General features: G+C 68.5%; 15 protein-coding genes. 10 read left to right on the top strand and 5 right to left on the bottom strand.

Annotated features, from left to right (window positions below; translation table 11 throughout):
- Positions 1-147: 147 nt before the first annotated feature.
- The 3 genes from JL101_RS20685 to JL101_RS20675 all read right to left on the bottom strand — a co-directional run bounded on the left by JL101_RS20685 (position 148) and on the right by JL101_RS20675 (position 3,348).
- Positions 148-723 carry a TspO/MBR family protein gene (locus JL101_RS20685; RefSeq protein ID WP_203096559.1) on the bottom strand — a complete coding sequence of 192 codons (576 nt, stop codon included), beginning with the start codon at positions 721-723 and terminating at the stop codon, positions 148-150.
- A 68-nt stretch (positions 724-791) separates the two neighbouring features.
- Positions 792-1,913 carry a patatin-like phospholipase family protein gene (locus JL101_RS20680; protein WP_203096560.1) on the bottom strand — a complete coding sequence of 374 codons (1,122 nt, stop codon included), beginning with the start codon at positions 1,911-1,913 and terminating at the stop codon, positions 792-794.
- A 73-nt stretch (positions 1,914-1,986) separates the two neighbouring features.
- Entirely contained in the window at positions 1,987-3,348 is a 1,362-nt protein-coding gene (locus JL101_RS20675; protein WP_203096561.1) for a ferritin-like domain-containing protein, read from the bottom strand.
- 350 nt (positions 3,349-3,698) lie between these two features.
- Here JL101_RS20675 and JL101_RS20670 point away from each other — a divergent pair, with 350 nt between their 5' ends.
- From JL101_RS20670 to JL101_RS20655, 4 genes are all read left to right on the top strand, one after another.
- On the top strand, positions 3,699-4,823 hold the full coding sequence (locus JL101_RS20670) for an ArsO family NAD(P)H-dependent flavin-containing monooxygenase (protein WP_203096562.1): 1,125 nt from the start codon (positions 3,699-3,701) through the stop codon (positions 4,821-4,823).
- Between the two features lie 142 nt (positions 4,824-4,965).
- Positions 4,966-7,191: a PAS domain S-box protein gene (locus JL101_RS20665; protein ID WP_203096563.1), complete on the top strand. Its 2,226-nt coding sequence runs from the start codon at positions 4,966-4,968 to the stop codon at positions 7,189-7,191.
- 85 nt (positions 7,192-7,276) lie between these two features.
- A complete protein-coding gene (locus JL101_RS20660; RefSeq protein WP_203096564.1) occupies positions 7,277-8,149 on the top strand; it encodes an SIR2 family protein in 873 nt (290 codons plus the stop codon).
- Between the two features lie 18 nt (positions 8,150-8,167).
- Positions 8,168-9,253: a patatin-like phospholipase family protein gene (locus tag JL101_RS20655; protein ID WP_203096565.1), complete on the top strand. Its 1,086-nt coding sequence runs from the start codon at positions 8,168-8,170 to the stop codon at positions 9,251-9,253.
- A gap of 22 nt (positions 9,254-9,275) precedes the next feature.
- Here JL101_RS20655 and JL101_RS20650 read toward each other — a convergent pair whose 3' ends face one another.
- Entirely contained in the window at positions 9,276-10,457 is a 1,182-nt protein-coding gene (locus JL101_RS20650; protein ID WP_203096566.1) for a GNAT family N-acetyltransferase, read from the bottom strand.
- 55 nt (positions 10,458-10,512) lie between these two features.
- Positions 10,513-12,144: a sulfatase-like hydrolase/transferase gene (locus tag JL101_RS20645; RefSeq protein WP_203096567.1), complete on the bottom strand. Its 1,632-nt coding sequence runs from the start codon at positions 12,142-12,144 to the stop codon at positions 10,513-10,515.
- Positions 12,145-12,227: 83 nt separating this feature from the next.
- Here JL101_RS20645 and JL101_RS20640 point away from each other — a divergent pair, with 83 nt between their 5' ends.
- The 6 genes from JL101_RS20640 to JL101_RS20615 all read left to right on the top strand — a co-directional run bounded on the left by JL101_RS20640 (position 12,228) and on the right by JL101_RS20615 (position 15,321).
- Positions 12,228-12,704 (top strand): MgtC/SapB family protein, encoded by a 477-nt coding sequence (locus JL101_RS20640; protein WP_203096568.1) that lies wholly within the window; start codon positions 12,228-12,230, stop codon positions 12,702-12,704.
- 44 nt (positions 12,705-12,748) lie between these two features.
- Positions 12,749-12,910 (top strand): hypothetical protein, encoded by a 162-nt coding sequence (locus JL101_RS20635; protein WP_203096569.1) that lies wholly within the window; start codon positions 12,749-12,751, stop codon positions 12,908-12,910.
- Between the two features lie 80 nt (positions 12,911-12,990).
- Positions 12,991-13,623 (top strand): hypothetical protein, encoded by a 633-nt coding sequence (locus tag JL101_RS20630; RefSeq protein WP_203096570.1) that lies wholly within the window; start codon positions 12,991-12,993, stop codon positions 13,621-13,623.
- Between the two features lie 97 nt (positions 13,624-13,720).
- On the top strand, positions 13,721-14,404 hold the full coding sequence (locus JL101_RS20625) for a peroxiredoxin (protein ID WP_228435021.1): 684 nt from the start codon (positions 13,721-13,723) through the stop codon (positions 14,402-14,404).
- A gap of 15 nt (positions 14,405-14,419) precedes the next feature.
- The gene (locus tag JL101_RS20620) at positions 14,420-14,674 is read left to right on the top strand and encodes a hypothetical protein (protein ID WP_203096571.1); all 255 of its coding nucleotides are present in this window, start codon (positions 14,420-14,422) and stop codon (positions 14,672-14,674) included.
- On the top strand, positions 14,671-15,321 hold the full coding sequence (locus tag JL101_RS20615; protein WP_203096572.1) for a rhomboid family intramembrane serine protease: 651 nt from the start codon (positions 14,671-14,673) through the stop codon (positions 15,319-15,321). Before JL101_RS20620 ends, JL101_RS20615 begins: the two co-directional genes overlap by 4 nt.
- Positions 15,322-15,391 lie beyond the last annotated feature (70 nt).

Raw genomic sequence — 15,391 nt, 5'->3', positions numbered from 1 at the left:
GGATGCGGTTATGCTAGGCGGATTACCGGTCGTTCCGGCTCATTGAAGAGGTGTCATCATGGGATTGCTGTTCGCGCTCGTCCTTATTGGTGTTCCCACCGTGGTCGCGTTTCTGGATATGATGAGATCGGAGAAGACTGGGGCGGCTCACCACTGAGTCCGCGCCGACCGGACCGGCCTTCGCCGCCCTGGCGGACGCCGGCCCGCGTCGCGGCCGTCGAGATCCCTGTTCCGCTCGCGCAGATCCTCCGTCATGACGCCGCCGAACAGGCTCCAGGCGGCGAAGGGCACGCCCAGGGCGGCGGCGACGCCGTCCACCTTCGACGCCCGCTCCACATAGCCGGCGGCTCCGGCGACCAGCACGGCGCTGTCGATGGCGGCGCCCGTGATGTTGCGCTCGCCGAAGAAGACCTTTGCCCATCCGCTCATGACGGCGATGTCGAGCGCCGCTAATGCCAGCGCGGCGTCGCGCTCGGGGCTGGGGGACGACCTCATCAGCCGGTAAGCGCCGATGCCCAGCAGGGTGCTCAGCACGGGCCAGGCCGCCCCGAAAACCGGATCGGGCGGCTTGTAGGAGGGTTTTTCCAGGCTGTCGTACCAGTCCCGGATGTCGGGATGGGTCGGGTCGGGGCTGTAGCGCCGGCTGAAAAGCCCGCTCAGCGCCAGCGCGCCGCCCACGGCGAGGGCCGCCATGCCGGGAGAGAATGTGCGTCGCGTGCCCATGCCGGAACTCCGAAAGTCGTGGTCTGGCGAGGGCAACAGGACCCGTCCGGGTTTGGTTCCGGCCGGCGCTATGCCTGCCCCGCGACCTTCTGGGGCAGCGCCGGATCGGGACCGCCGGGTCCGGCGGAGGGCGACGGGCTTCCGGAGGGCTGGGCCGCCAGGAAGATGCGGCGCAGGTCGATGCTCGACCGCTGGCCGATATGGCCCCAGTTCTCGGTCAGCCAGGCGTCGGCCGCGTTCTGGCCGAGCGACTTGAGATGGAGCAGGAAATCCAGTTCGGCGTTCATCTTGCTGGTGGCGCCGAGCGCGCGCATGCGTTCCTCGTCGCCGATCATGTGGATGTTCATCCGCTTCAGCCGGCTGCTCGACCCGCCTTCCACGTCCTCCTCGATCAGCCGCTGGACGAAGGCGATGGCCCGCATCTCCGCCATGAGCGACGCGTTGAAGCTGATCTCGTTGACCCGGTTCATGATCTCGATGGACGTGCGGGGGGTGCCCTTGCGGACCAGGGGATTGATCTGCACGACCGCGACGTCGCGGCTGTCGCAGTGGTAGATCAGCGGCCAGATCACGGGATTGCCCATGTAGCCGCCGTCCCAGTAGGGCACGCCGTCGATCTCGATCGCCTGGAACGTGAAGGGCAGGCAGGCCGAGGCGAGCAGCACGTCCAGCGTGACCTCGTGCCGCCAGAAGACGCGGGCCCGGCCGGTCTCCACGTTGGTCGCGGCGATGAACAGCCTGATGCCCGAGCAGCCCTGGATGTCCGGCTCGTCGATCAGCTCGCTCAGCACGGTGCGCAGCGGATTGAGGCCTAGCGGATTGCTCTGGTACGGGGACAGCAGGTGCTGGAACCATGTCAGCACCCTGGTGGCCGGCGCATGGTCCAGGTTCCACCGGCCGAGCAGGCGGTCGGCGAGGCTGCGCCGGATCGGGTTGAAGTGCGACAGCTCGGAGGTCCTGCGCCAGAACTGGTCCAGGGTCGCCTTCGCTCCCGCGCGTCCGCCCCGCGTCCAGCCCTGGGCAAGCGCCGCCGCGTTCATGGCGCCGGCGCTGGTCCCGCTGATTCCGTCGATGACCAGGCGCTTTTCGTCCAGCAGGCGGTCCAGCACGCCCCAGGTGAAGGCGCCGTGGCTGCCTCCGCCCTGAAGCGCCAGATTGATGGTCTTGGTGGCGTATGCCTCGGGCTTCATGCGGATCTCCCCTTGTGCCGGGATATTCCTATGCTGCGCCGCCAAAAGGCAAGCCCCCGGAGGCGGTCCGATGTCACCTCCGCGTGCCGAAGCCGGCGAGGACGACGTCGCCCTCGATCGCCGCGATGGTGTCCGCGTGGACGTCCCACGGGAAGTCGCCCGGCAGGTCCGGCCCGAGGGAGCGGGCGACAGCTTGCGCCTCCCTGACCAGCCGCAGGATCGCGAGCCGCGACAGGGCGCCGTCGGTGCCGGGCGCATAGCCCATGCTCAGCGCGTCGAAGGGCAGGGCGGTACCCCGGGCGCCCAGGGTCCGGGCGATCGGCAGCATGGCGCCGACCATGTGCGCCCTGGCGCGCTCGACAGCCCAGTCGCCGCCTTCGCGGTAGTGGTCGTCGAGCAGGCACAGGACCGTCCAGTACTCCAGGTTCCCGAGCCAGGCGATGCGCAGCGCGGTCCCGTCCATGATCTGCCCGGGATGCCCGATGAACGCGGTCGGATCGATCGCGATATCGAAGGCCGGATAGCGCGGATCGCTCCTGGGCAGGTCCCAGGCATTCCCCGCCCCGCCCATGGCCGCGGCCAAGCCTTCGTGCCGGCCGGTGAAGAGCCTGCGGAAGAATAGATAATGGTCGATCTCGCCCTCGTCCTTGATCGCCTCGAAGGCGGCGGCCCATCCGTCGAAATCGACATGCTTCGGGGCGGAGCCGGATTGCCTCAGCTCTCCGACCAGGGCGATGATCTGCTCGTAGAGGCTGCCGACATGGTTGGGCCGCCGCTCCGTGCCCAGTGCCGCGAACACCTCGTCGATGAACCGGGCATCCTCCGGGCCGGCACCGGTCCTGTCGAGCGCATCGGGAGGCGCCTCGGTATAGACGTATTTCGCCAGGCTGTGCCGGCTGAGCGGTTCCAGATGGAAGGCGAAGGGATAGATCGCCGGCTCGTAGGGGAAATCCTGCCGCTCCAGGTGGGGACAGGAGCCGATCGCGACCAGGAAGCGGTTGACCGCTCCCAGGTGCTGCATCTCCTGGACGGCGACCCCGAGCAGGTCGTCGGCGTTGGGAGCACCGTATCCGGCGATGGCGGCATAGGCCGGCTTCAGCGAGAAGGCGGCGTACAGGTACTGGACCATCAGGGCATGCTCGACCTCGGCCGCTTCGCGCAGGAGCCGGACGAGTTCCAGCCAGGGATCGGCGAATTCCCGGACGATCGGACGCACGGTGCCGTCCCCGGAGCCCGGCACCGACGGGGCTGTGCCGGGACCCAAGGTGGCGGCGGCGAGAGAGCCGCCGTGGGCGGCCAGGACGGAGGCCGCCGGAAGGGCGACCGCCTGGACCGCGACCGTTCGCAGGAACGTGCGTCTGGTAGCGTCGGGCAATCCGTCGACGGATCGGACCGCGCCTGACTTCAGGCGCGCGCGCTTGCCGTGTTCGAGCATGGTCGGCTCCTATCGAGAGGTGTCCGGGCTATGGAAGATCCCGGCTATCCGGTGCGATGGCCGAGGCTACGAAGATGAGACCTGGCTCACAGTGATCCGGTTCACATATTTTCCCTGGAGACCCAACGTATCGGTGCAGCACCTAAAGAGAAGACTTCAGTATTGGTGTATCAAAAAGGCGCCTTTACTCGTCGGGATTTTGTGAGCTCGCGATTTTCATTCATGTGAAACCGCCCCGCGATCTCTCCGGTGCCGGAGTGTTGATGGACCCGCGCGCACTGCCCTAAAGTGCGGGAACCGCCCGCAAGGCCCCGCCGTCGGGCCTGAAGTTCCATGGAGGGAGTCGAGCGATGGACGGCGAGCCGATCGGGGCCGAACGGCAGGCCCGGGCATGCGATGTCGTGGTGATCGGCGGTGGGCAGTCCGGCTTGGCCGTCGGGTATTTTCTGCGCCGGACGGGATTGTCCTTCGTCATCCTCGACGGGGAGGATGGAGCGGGCGGTGCGTGGCGGCATGGCTGGGAGTCGCTGCGCCTGTTCTCTCCGGCGCAGTGGAGTTCGCTTCCCGGGTGGCCGATGCCCCCGGCCGGGGAGGAGTATCCGCGCCGCGACCATGTGATCGATTACCTGGCGCGCTATGAGGCCCGCTACGGCTTTCCCGTCGTCCGTCCCGCAAGGGTGGAGACGGTGGTCCGGGCCGGCGACGGCCTGCTGGTCCGCACCGACCGCGGCGACTGGCGGGGCCGGGCGGTGGTGAGCGCCACCGGGACCTGGCGCCGGCCGTTCGTTCCGGATTATCCCGGGCGGCACGAGTACGGGGGCCGGCAGGTGCATTCGGCGGACTATCGCCGCCCGGACGATTACGCCGGCCTCACCGTCCTGATCGTCGGCGGCGGCAATTCCGGCGCGCAGATCCTGGCGGAAGTCTCGAAGGTGGCGCGGACGCTCTGGGTGACGATCGACCCGCCGTCGTTCCTGCCCAACGATGTGGACGGGCGGGTCCTGTTCGAGCGCGCCACCGACCGCTGGCGGGCTTTGCAGGAAGGGCGGACGGTGGAGACGCCGAAGGGAGGGCTGGGCGACATCGTCATGGTGCCGCCGGTCCGCGAGGCGCGGGACCGCGGCGTGCTGACATCGGTGCGGCCGTTCGTGCGGTTCACCGAGTCGGGCGTGGTGTGGCGCGACGGTACCGAAACGCAGGCGGATGCCGTGATCTGGTGCACCGGGTTCCGGCCGGCCCTGGACCCGCTGAAAGGGCTCGGCGTCGTCGAGGCGGACGGCAGGGTCCGGGTCGACGGCACGCGGTCCACGGGGGAGCCGCGCCTTTGGCTGGTCGGCTACGGCGAGTGGACCGGGATCGCTTCGGCGACGCTGATCGGCGTCATGCGGACCGCCCGTGAGACGGCGAAGCAGATCGAGGCCGTGCTCGGACGGCACCCGATCGGGGAATTTTGCGATTCCAAGCAAAATCGTTAGAAATTCATAACAATATATGTTCATGTTGCCGTGACTTCGTTTACTTGTCCGGGACAGGGTCCGCGGCCCGGCAGGCGCCGCGTTATCAAATCTTCAAGACCTAGGCAGCACACTCGCCGAAGATCTTTTCGCGAGTAGTTTCATGTCCTTTTTTGGTGTCCTGTTTTCCCTCGCCGAGAGCGCCGGCCTGCTCGGATTGATACTCGCTGCCTACACCAACGCCTTGAGGCGGGTCGATAAGCGGCCGCGTTTGCGGACCCTGGCCTGCGGTATTCTTTTCGGCGGCGGCGCCGTGCTTTCGATGCTGGCGCCGATCCAGATCATTCCCGGAGTGCTCATCGATGCGCGGAGCATCATGCTCGGCCTTGCCGCTCCATTCGGCGGGATCCCCGCCGCGGTCCTCGCCGGGGCCGTCGCCGGAGCGTACCGCTATTTCTGGAGCGGCGGCATCGGGGCGCTCGCCGGGACGGCCGGCGTCATGCTGTGCTCGCTCGCCGGCATCGTCTTCGTCCTGATGTTCCGGAGGTCCCTCGGCCGGCTCCGGACAGGGCATTTCCTGGTTCTCGGCATCATGGCGTCATCCCAGGTGCTGAGCGTCTTCCTGCTGCCGTCCTGGGCCGACGCGATCCACACGTTCTCGACCGCCGCGCTGCCGCTGGCGATCATGACGACCGGCGGGATCCTGCTGTTCGGCACCATGCTCTCCCGCGAGCGGGAACGGATCGACAGCATCCACGCCCTCCGGACAAGCGAGGCCCGGCACCGGGCCATCTTCGATACCGCGGTCGACGCGATCACGATCATCGACCACCAGGGCAGGCTCGTCGCGTTCAATCCGGCCGCGGAGCGCATGTTCGGCTACGCCGCGGCCGACGTGATCGGGCAGAATGTCGGCATCCTGATGCCCGAGCCGGGCCGCTCGGCCCATGACGGCCATCTCGCCCGCTACCTGGCGACGGGGGAGCAGCGAATCATCGGTGTCGGGCGCGAGGTGCAGGGGCGGCGCCGGGACGGCAGCGTCTTTCCGCTCGACCTGTCGATCGCGGAATGGGAGAGCGGCGACGGGCAGCGGCACTTCACCGGGATCATGCGGGATATCTCGGAGCGCAAGCGCACGGCTGCGGAACTGCAGCGGGCCAAGGACGCCGCCGAGGCCGCAAGCCAGGCCAAGAGCGAGTTCCTCGCCGGGTTGAGCCACGAGTTGCGCAGCCCGCTCAACGCCATCATCGGTTTCGCCGACATGACCCGGAACGAGGTTTCGGGACCGCTCGGCGATCCGAGCTACCGGGAATGGGCTAACGATATCTGCGACAGCGGCCAGCACCTGCTCGAACTGATCAACGAGATCCTTGACCATGCCAAGGCCGAGGCCGGCAAGCTGGCCCTTCAGGAGGAAGACGTCGATTTGCTGAAGGCGGTCGATTTCTGCACCCGGATGCTGGAGCCCCGGGCCAAACGGGCCGGCCTGTCCCTGTCGGCCGCGGTCGAGGCCGAGGCGCGCTTCATCCGCGGGGATGAGAAGCGGCTGCGCCAGATCCTGCTCAACCTGATTTCCAACGCGGTCAAATATACTCCGAGCGGCGGGAAGGTGGATATCATGGTCGACCTGGACGCCTTCGGAGGGTTGGTCCTGTCGGTCGTGGACACCGGAATCGGCGTCGCCGAGGACAACCTGAGCCGCATGTTCGAATCCTTCTGGCGCGCCGACGACGCCGGAGCCCGCGATGTCGAGGGAACCGGGTTGGGCCTGCCGCTGACCCGCCGGCTCGTCGAGTTGCACGGCGGCACCATCCAGCTCAGCAGCGTCGTGGGCAGCGGGACCACCGCGACGGTCCGCTTTCCGCGGGACCGGGTCGTACGCCGGCCGTCAAGGCAGTCGGCCCATCCGGGCGCCGTCCGCCCGCTGGACATATTGCTGGTCGAGGACGATGCCCTGATCCGCGTGGCCGCCATGTCCACCCTGGAGGATCAGGGACACCGGGTGACCGGCGCCGCCAACGCCAACGAGGCGCTGGTGGTCTTGCGGGGAGAACAGCCCATCGACCTGCTGTTCAGCGACATCGTCATGCCTCCCGGCATGAACGGGGCGGAACTCGCCCGCCTGGCGCAACGCCTGCGCCCCGGCCTCGCGATCCTCCTCACCTCCGGATTCGCCGGCCATGCGGTCGCCAACGAGGACGGCACCGACCGGGGCTACGCGATGATCGCCAAACCCTACTCCGGCGCCGAGCTGAACCGGAAGATCCAGGCCGCGATACAGGAGGGGGCGGGGGAGAGCCGTCCGGAGCGGTCTTCCCGATCCGCCGCCGATGCCACGGAATTCAGGCCCGGGCAGCCGATGCCGGCGACTTACGGAGCGATCCTGTAGCGGACGCCTCGCAGCGTCGGCCCGGTGTCCCGTCGCGAGGAACGCAACTCGGGATGAGCCTGTTCTCCGGCTGAAAGGTGAGCCCATGTCTCAAACCACTGCCGGAGCAACCGCCGTATCGATGTCGCCGATCCAGGAGCTGGTTCATGCATTGAAGGACCGCCGTGCGATCCTGTTCGCGGGGGCGGGCGTATCGATCAACGCGGGCCTGCCGCCATGGCGGGAACTGATCGCCCGCATGGGCAGGGAGTTCGGGTTCGACGAGGGGCTGCGCTACGGCCTGGGCGTCGACTATCCAGTCCTGGCCGAGTATTACCGCCTGCGCCAGGGCAGCATCGGCCCGCTGAGGAGCTGGATGGATCGCAATTGGTGCGTGTCGGAGCAGAGGATCCGGGAGTCCAAGGTCCATGAGCTGATCGTGCAGCTCGATTTCCCGATCATCTACACGACCAACTACGACCGCAACCTGGAAGTCGCCTATGCGCTGTACGACCGGGATTTCATCAAGGTCATCAACGCCCGCGACATGGCCAAGACCGTGGAGGGCGTCACGCAGATCATCAAGTTCCACGGCGATTTCGACGACGACCAGTCGCTGGTCATAACCGAGAGCGACTATTTCAGGCGTCTGTCGTTCGACTCGCCCCTCGATATCAAGTTCCGGTCCGATGCGTTCGGAAAGACGATCCTGTTCATCGGATACAGCATGCACGACATGAACATCAGGCTGCTGCTGCACCGCCTTTGGCAGACATGGAGGCAGTCCGGCTACGAAGTGGATCGGCCGCAATCCTTCGTCTTCATGATCGAACGCAACCCGGTCGAGGAGGCGGTCCTGAACCAGTGGGGCATCCGCGTCCTGAGCGAGGAGGCGGAGACGCCTGACCGGGCGCTGGTATCGTTCCTCACCAAGCTGAGGGAAGGCCTCGAAGAGGCCCGGGCCGGCCAGTTTCCGTAGCAGTGCAAAAGGTACCCGATGACAGCATCGATCCCATCCGGGACCGGCAAGCCGGTCGAAACGGCGCTCGTGCTGAGCGGCGGCAACGCGCTGGGCGCCTATCACGGCGGCGTCCACGAGGAACTGGAGGCGCGCGGCATCCGGCCCGGCTGGGTGGCCGGAACCTCCGTGGGCGCCCTGACGGCCGCGATCCTGGCGGGCAACCGTCCCGAGCACCGCCAGGAACGGCTTCGCCAGTATTGGGAAGAGGCGGCGCAGGCCAGTTTCTGGCCGATCCCGACGGACGACGCGCGGCTGCGCGAGTTCTACAGCGCCGCCCATATCGTCAACGCGCTGGCTTTCGGGCGGCCCGGCATCTACCGGCACCGCTTCCCCGGAGCGCTTTCGGCACTGCCCTGGCTGCCCAACGACGTCGCGCTCTACGACCAGGCTCCGCTGCGCAGGACCCTGGAGCGGCTGATCGACTTCGATCTGCTGAACCGGGCCGAGACGCGGCTCTCCTTCGTCTGCATCGACGTGGAAACAGGGGAGGAAGTGCTGTTCGACAATACCCAGGACCGGATCGACGCCCGGCACCTGCTGGCGGCCGTGGCGTTGATGCCGATATTCCAGCCCGTGGAAGTCGACGGGCGCCTGCTGTGCGACGCGGGGCTGGGCAACAACCTGCCGGTGGACCGCGTGCTGGAGGATCCGCCCGAACGGGACATGGTCTGTTTCGCGTCCGACCTGCACAGCATGCGCGGCGATCGCCCGAAGCGCCTGAACGCCGCGTTCCAGCGGACGGAGGACCTCGTGTTCTCCAGCCAGGGGAGGCGGAACATCGCCGGGCTCCGGCGGGAATACGCGTTGCGCGATCGGTACGAACCCCGGGGGTCGCGGGTGACGCTGGTCCACGTCATCTATGATGCGCCGGAACTGGAGCTCGCCGGGAAACTGTTCGATTTCTCGCCGGGATCGATCCGGGACCGCTGGGCGGCGGGGCGCCGCCAGATGGCAAAGGCCCTGGACATGCTGCCCAAGCGGCCGGAGCCCGAAGGGCGGTTCGACTATTTCGCGGTGGCGCCCGAACCGGCGGAGACGGCCCGGAAGCACCGCGGATCCTGATCCCCTCCGGTTCAGGGAGGTTTCAGAACATGTCCGCCAGCCACGGCCGCGGTCCTGCGAACAAGGCCGTCGCGGTGGCGAGCGCCTCGGGAGAAGCGCGGAGGCGGCCGAGGCCGGCCAGGGTGCCGGGGCCGAGATGGCCGCTGTAGAGCGTCGCCAGGGCGTCGATGCCGAATTCGATGTCGGCGGGTCCGGAGCCGGCGTCGCCGGTCCGCTCGACCGAAGCCTCGCCGTCGGCGACCTCCATCCTATAGCGGCCGGCATTGTCGGGCAGCAGGGGGTCGGCCACGGCGAGCGTCAGTTCGGCCCGGATCCCGTTGGGCCAGCCGCGGGCGGCCAGGGCGCCGGCCACGTCGGTGACGCGCAGCATCCACTGCTCCCACGAGGCGATGGAGCCGCCGACGTCGGGCAGCAGGTGGAGAAGAAGATCCTCCGGGCCGCCGCCCCAGGTGACGGTGTTGGCCTGGGAATGCCAGCCCGCCAGGAAGCCCAGGATCGCCCGCCCGGCACGGGGGGTCAGCGCGACCCAGTCCTCCACGTGGAGAGTCCGGTCCGGCGCCCGCGGGCCGACCGTCAGGTATCCCTCGGGGCCGTCGTCGCCCGGGATCAGGAAGGTGTCGAGCGGCTTGTCGGCGGTGCCGCGCACCCGTTGCCACATCAGTTCGCAACGCTCCAGCAGCCCGTTGGTCCGTTGCGCCCGCTCCCGCTGAAGCCCGGCCAGGACGGCGCGGTCCGGCGGCGAGGCCAGCCGGGGCGCCGGGTCGGGACGGAGGCCGCGCAGGATTCCGAACGGGATGCGGTAGGTGAAGCGGTCGCCGGCCATGCCGTAGCCGGCCTTGGAATAGAGCGGCAGGGTCGCGGGATAGAGGGTCGAGATCGGCATGCCGTCGGCGCGCGCCTCCTCCAGCATGGCGGCCATCATACGGCCGCCGGTGCCGCGCCCGCGCTCGCCCGGCTCGACCGCGACCGCCGCGATCCCCCGGCAGGGAACGGCGCGCCCGCCGAAATACTGGGCCATGTCGAGCAGCGCCAGGGTGCCCACGGCGGCGCCCGACCGGCGCATCACCCGGAAATTGTCGTCCCCGATGATCGACATGTAGAAGCGGACACCGTCCGCCGTCGAGGCGAAGGCGTGCCGGAACAGCATCGTCATCCGGTCGAGATCGGCCGGCTCGAAGGAGGCGTAGACGGGAGGGATGGACATGGGGTCATGGTGTACCCCAGCGCCGCTCCCCCGGGCAAGCCGGCCGTTCGATCGGTCAGCCGGTCTCGCGTGCGCTGAACGCCGCCAGGAAGCGGTCGCGGAACTGCTCCATGGGTACGGGCGGCCGTTCCGGTTCCGGAATCATGCCGGGTTTGAAGCCCCACTCCTCGAACGGGGCCAGCAGTTCGGGATCCCGGCTGATGACATGGATGGGGACCGAGCGCGACGCGCCGTCGCCGGTGATCAGCGGTGCCGGCTGGTGGTCTCCCAGGACGATGATCAGCGCATCGTCTGCGATGTATCGGGTTATGTAGTCGCGCAGGACCTTCAGGGTGTAGTCGACCGAGTCGGCATAGTTGCGGGTCATGCCGCTCCAGCCTTGCCGGTCGGCCGGGACCGGCGCCGCCATGCCCTCGAAAGCCGAGCCGTCGCCGATGCCGTCCCAGTCGTCCAGCAGCGGGGGCAGCGGCTCCCAGGGGCCGTGGCTGCTGATCAGGGCGTATTCGATGAACAGGGGCCGGTCGCGCTGGCGAAGCTTCTGCCTGTGGATGAAATCGAGCGTGTACTGGTCGGGGATCGCGGCCCAGCCGAAGGGCGGCCCGGCATAGCCCATGTCGTCGGTGCTCCAGATCCGGTCGAAGCCCCAGAAGCCGCCCTCCGGCCAGGCCCGGGACAGGGCCGGCATGACGGCCATGGTCTCATAGCCGGCGCGCCTGAAATAATGGGTCAGCGACTGCCGGCCGCTCTCCAGCATCAGGTTGTAGAGCCCCTGGTCGCCGAGCCGGGCGCCGCTGAGGAAGGTGCCGTGGGCCAGCCAGGACTGCCCGCCCCGTATCGGCGACTCGATCAGCCCGGAGCGCACGCCGAATCCCTCCTCCGAGAGGGCGCGGTCGAAATCCGCCAGGGTCGGTTCGATCACGGAACGGTAGCGCGGATCGACCAGCACCGTTTCGCCGTAGGACTCGAAGAACATGACATGGACATCCCGCCGCCCCAGGTGCGCCAGCACGGCGTCGTCGGACAGGCCGGCGAACGGATCGGTCCGGAAGCCGGCGAGATGCTCCGCCCGCAGCGCCGACGCGCTCGCGGCCTGGGCGACCTGCCAGCGGAGCAGCGCCACCGATCCCTGGTCGAGCGGCGCATAGGGGTGCAGGCCGAACAGGGTCGGTACCGCCAGGGCGGACAAGGCCCCGGCGAACAGCAGCCGGTTCGGCCGACGTTCCAGGAACCTCGCGGCCGTCCGGATCGCCAGAAGGTTCAGGAGGAACAGCGCGGCCAGGAGTGCCGGCACCGCCGCCGCGGCGGCGACCAGTTCCGGGACGCTGGCGGCCCCGGCCAGCACTTCCAGGATCGCCGGCAGCAGCATGAGGTCGAGCGACAGGTTGACGGGCCGGCCGATCAGCATGTGGCTGGTGATGTCGGCGAGGCGCAGCGCCCCCAGGAGCAGCGCCGCCCAGGCCAGCGCCACGCTGAGGCCCCGGCCGGCCCGGCCCCCGGCGGCCGATGCCAGCGCCAACAGGCCGAAGATCGCGGCGACCTCCAGCGACGGGCTGACATGGTTGGGGCCCAGCAGATCGCCGGTCCAGTTGGGCATGTTCAGCACCAGGCTGAGATAGGCCCAGGCGAGCAGGAACCCGAAGGTTGAGACAAATGTTACCGGGGAGGGTGCTCTGGATACAGGGGCCATCAGCGCTTTCACCGAACCTTCATCAAGGAGTGTAGATGACCGCCCCATTGAGTCAAATCCACGGCAAACGCGAAGGGTGATCGATGGACTTCGCGGCGGAGTTCCGGACCATCACGCCGCTGTCGGAAATGGCGTTCCGGCTCGCGGTGGCATCGTTCTGCGGCATGGTGCTGGGCATCGACCGGGAGATCCGGGGCAAGTCGGCCGGATTGCGCACCCACATGCTGGTGGCGCTCAGCTCGGCCGGCACGACGCTGGTCACCCTGGAGATCTTCGAGATGCTGAAGGCGGCGGGCCATACCGACATGGACCCGCTGCGCATCGTCCAGGGACTGGCCCAGGCCATCGGCTTCATCAGCGCCGGCGTCATCATCCAGGCCCGGCGGGACGTCCATGGCCTCACCACCGCCGTCAACATCTGGCTGTGCAGCGCCGTTGGGGTCGGAGCGGGAGCGGGGCTCCACGCCCTGGCGTTGATGATCACGATCTTCGCGGCGGTGATCCTGACCGGGTTGCATTTCGTGGAGAAATGGGTGTTCCACCAGGACCGGAGCGATTGACGGAGATCAAGGCGCCGGCCCGATCCTGCCGTCAGGATGGCGGCATGCCGAATACTCCATTCCTCATCAAGGTGGCGCTTGCGCTGATCCTTAAGGTCGCGGTCGTCGTGGCGGCGCTGTACGTCCTCTGGCCGGCTCCCAAGCCATCGCCCATGGTCCCGCGTACGGGTTGGGAGCGTCCGGCCGTCCCCGTTCCGGCCGCATGATAGGGGGCGGCTTGCAAGCCGGCCATCGGGAACCAATTGCCTCCGCAAGCGTCCTACGGGACCGAAACGGAGGATCTGGAATGACATACGCCAACGGCACCGCGTCCGGCGGTACGGACCTGCCCTCGGTGCGCGAAGCCATAGCCGTTTTCGGCAGCACCGAATCGCTTGAAGCCGCGGTCGACGAACTGACCCTGTCCGGGGTCGACGGCGCCGCCATCAGCTTGATGTCCAGCGACGCGGCCGTGACCGAAAAGCTCGGGCGTACCTACCGGACCGTCGACGAGGCGAAGGACGACCCGAACGCGCCGCGCCAGTCCTATGTCGCCCCGGAGGAGGTCGGCAATGGGGTGGGCGCCGCCATGGCCGCCCCCGCCTATATCGGCGCGCTGGTCGCCGCCGGGGCCATCGTCGCGACCGGAGGCACCGCCCTGGTGGCGGGACTGGGAGCCGCGGCGGCCGGTGTCGGCGGCGGCGCGTTGGGATCGGTGATGTCCCAATGGATCGGCGACAAGCGCAACGATTGGCTTCAGGAACACCTGGACAAGGGCGGTATCCTGATGTGGGTGACGCTGGACAGTCCCGGGAAGCCGGGAACCGCCGACGAGGCCAAGGTGACCGGCATCCTGCGCAAGCACGCCAGCCGCCCGGTCGAGGTCCACGAGGTCGCCAAGGCCGACCCGGCGCCCGCCGCGACCGGCACGGTCGCGTGATCCGGCACCACCCCCGATAAGCGCATACCTTTCGGCCGCGGGCTCGGGTAAAAGCGGGTGCCGATACGGTACCAGCCCGAGCCCGCGGAGGAACACAGTGGAACACAGCACCACCGGCGACTATCACATCCAGACCGCCCTGCCGCGCCTGAACGCCATGGCGCCCGCCTTCGAGGCCGAGACCACCCAGGGGCGGCTGGCCCTGGAGGACTATCGCGGGACCTGGGTCGTCCTGTTCTCCCATCCGGCCGACTTCACGCCGGTCTGCACCACCGAGTTCATCGAGTTCGCCCGCATGGCCCCGGCCCTGAAGGAGCGGAACACCGAGCTGCTGGGCCTGTCGATCGACAGCATCTACAGCCATCTCGCCTGGGTCCAGGCGATCCGCGACAAGTTCGGCGTCGAGATCCCGTTCCCGGTGATCGCCGACGGCAACCGGGAGGTCGCATCGCTCTATGGGATGATCAACCCCGAGGAAAGTTCCACCGAGACCAGCCGCTGCCTGTTCGTCATCGACGACAAGGGCGTCCTGCGCGCCATGATCTATTATCCGCTGACCACCGGCCGCAACACGGACGAGATCCTGCGGCTGATCGATGCGCTCCAGACCACCGACCGGCACAGGGTCGCCACCCCGGCCAACTGGCGGCCCGGAGAGTCCGTGATCGTCCCGCCTCCGCGCACCGTCGAGGACGCCGAGGCGCGCAAGGGTCTGGGCTACGAGTGCACGGACTGGTGGTTCTGCAAGACCACCGTGCCGGCTCCCGGCTCGAAGGGCTGAGCGGGCGCCGGGCGCATGGCCTGCATCAACCCCGACGGCACCCTGACGGAGGTGGCGCGCCGCGTGCTGGCCGACATGGCCCGCCGCGGCGCGGCGTTCGCGGCGCCGGAGGAGATCGCGGCGGCGGCCGGGCTGCCGCTGCACCGGGTCCGCGCCACCGTGCGGGAGACCGGCAGGGCGAAGCTGATCGAGGGCGACGGGGCGGGATGGCGGCTGACCGATCTGGGGCGGGAGGCGCTGGACCTCGACGAGGGGAGCGGGCCGGCGTGAGGCCGCCCTATGCGACGGTCACGATCGTCGCCCTGTGCGTCCTTGCCTTCCTGGTCCAGGAGGCCCTGTCCGGACCCGCGGCATGGAACTTCGTGCTCGGCTTCTCGATGGTTCCGGCCGTGGTCACCGGCGCCCGCCTGCTGCCGCCCGACGTTCCGTCGCTGGGCTGGGCCTTCAGCCTGCTGTCTTCCATGTTCCTGCACGCCGACGTCTGGCACCTGGCCGGCAACATGCTGTTCCTGTGGCTGTTCGGGGACAGCGTCGAGATGGCCCTGGGCCATGTCCGCTACGGCCTGTTCTACCTGCTGTGCGGGCTGGGCGGGGCGGGCGCGGAGATCCTGCATGACCCCGCCTCGATCGATCCGGTGGTCGGGGCGAGCGGCGCGATCTCCGGCCTGCTGGCCGCCGCCGTCATGCTCCATCCCAAGGCGTGGCTGATCCTGGTCCTGCCGGGAAGGCGGATTTCCCTGCCCGTGCCTGTTTACGTGGCGCTCGGCGGCTGGCTCGGCATCCAGGGCCTGGAAGCGGTGGCCGGAGACCTGGAGGCCATGGTCGCCTGGTGGTCGCATCTCGGCGGTTTCATAACCGGAACGATCCTGGTCCTGCCTTTCCGGCATTTTCGCGGGCGGTTCGGTCTCCGGCCTTGACGTACGTCATTGTTCCCGGCGCCCCGATACGCTGATGTGGGGCGGGTATCCCGCAGCGAGACGAACCGGC

This window comes from Skermanella rosea, from assembly GCF_016806835.2.
GTDB classification, from domain to species: Bacteria; Pseudomonadota; Alphaproteobacteria; order Azospirillales; family Azospirillaceae; genus Skermanella; species Skermanella rosea.
The sequence above is the reverse complement of the archived record's forward strand: the minus strand, read 5'-3'. Positions and strand labels throughout refer to the sequence as shown.

What these genes read in the sequence shown, in the direction of transcription:
- JL101_RS20685 (WP_203096559.1), bottom strand. Translation starts at nt 723, where the DNA reads ATGGGCACGCGACGCACATTCTCTCCCGGCATGGCGGCCCTCGCCGTG.
- JL101_RS20680 (WP_203096560.1), bottom strand. Translation starts at nt 1,913, where the DNA reads ATGAAGCCCGAGGCATACGCCACCAAGACCATCAATCTGGCGCTTCAG.
- JL101_RS20675 (WP_203096561.1), bottom strand. Translation starts at nt 3,348, where the DNA reads ATGCTCGAACACGGCAAGCGCGCGCGCCTGAAGTCAGGCGCGGTCCGA.
- JL101_RS20670 (WP_203096562.1), top strand. Translation starts at nt 3,699, where the DNA reads ATGGACGGCGAGCCGATCGGGGCCGAACGGCAGGCCCGGGCATGCGAT.
- JL101_RS20665 (WP_203096563.1), top strand. Translation starts at nt 4,966, where the DNA reads ATGTCCTTTTTTGGTGTCCTGTTTTCCCTCGCCGAGAGCGCCGGCCTG.
- JL101_RS20660 (WP_203096564.1), top strand. Translation starts at nt 7,277, where the DNA reads ATGTCTCAAACCACTGCCGGAGCAACCGCCGTATCGATGTCGCCGATC.
- JL101_RS20655 (WP_203096565.1), top strand. Translation starts at nt 8,168, where the DNA reads ATGACAGCATCGATCCCATCCGGGACCGGCAAGCCGGTCGAAACGGCG.
- JL101_RS20650 (WP_203096566.1), bottom strand. Translation starts at nt 10,457, where the DNA reads ATGTCCATCCCTCCCGTCTACGCCTCCTTCGAGCCGGCCGATCTCGAC.
- JL101_RS20645 (WP_203096567.1), bottom strand. Translation starts at nt 12,144, where the DNA reads ATGGCCCCTGTATCCAGAGCACCCTCCCCGGTAACATTTGTCTCAACC.
- JL101_RS20640 (WP_203096568.1), top strand. Translation starts at nt 12,228, where the DNA reads ATGGACTTCGCGGCGGAGTTCCGGACCATCACGCCGCTGTCGGAAATG.
- JL101_RS20635 (WP_203096569.1), top strand. Translation starts at nt 12,749, where the DNA reads ATGCCGAATACTCCATTCCTCATCAAGGTGGCGCTTGCGCTGATCCTT.
- JL101_RS20630 (WP_203096570.1), top strand. Translation starts at nt 12,991, where the DNA reads ATGACATACGCCAACGGCACCGCGTCCGGCGGTACGGACCTGCCCTCG.
- JL101_RS20620 (WP_203096571.1), top strand. Translation starts at nt 14,420, where the DNA reads ATGGCCTGCATCAACCCCGACGGCACCCTGACGGAGGTGGCGCGCCGC.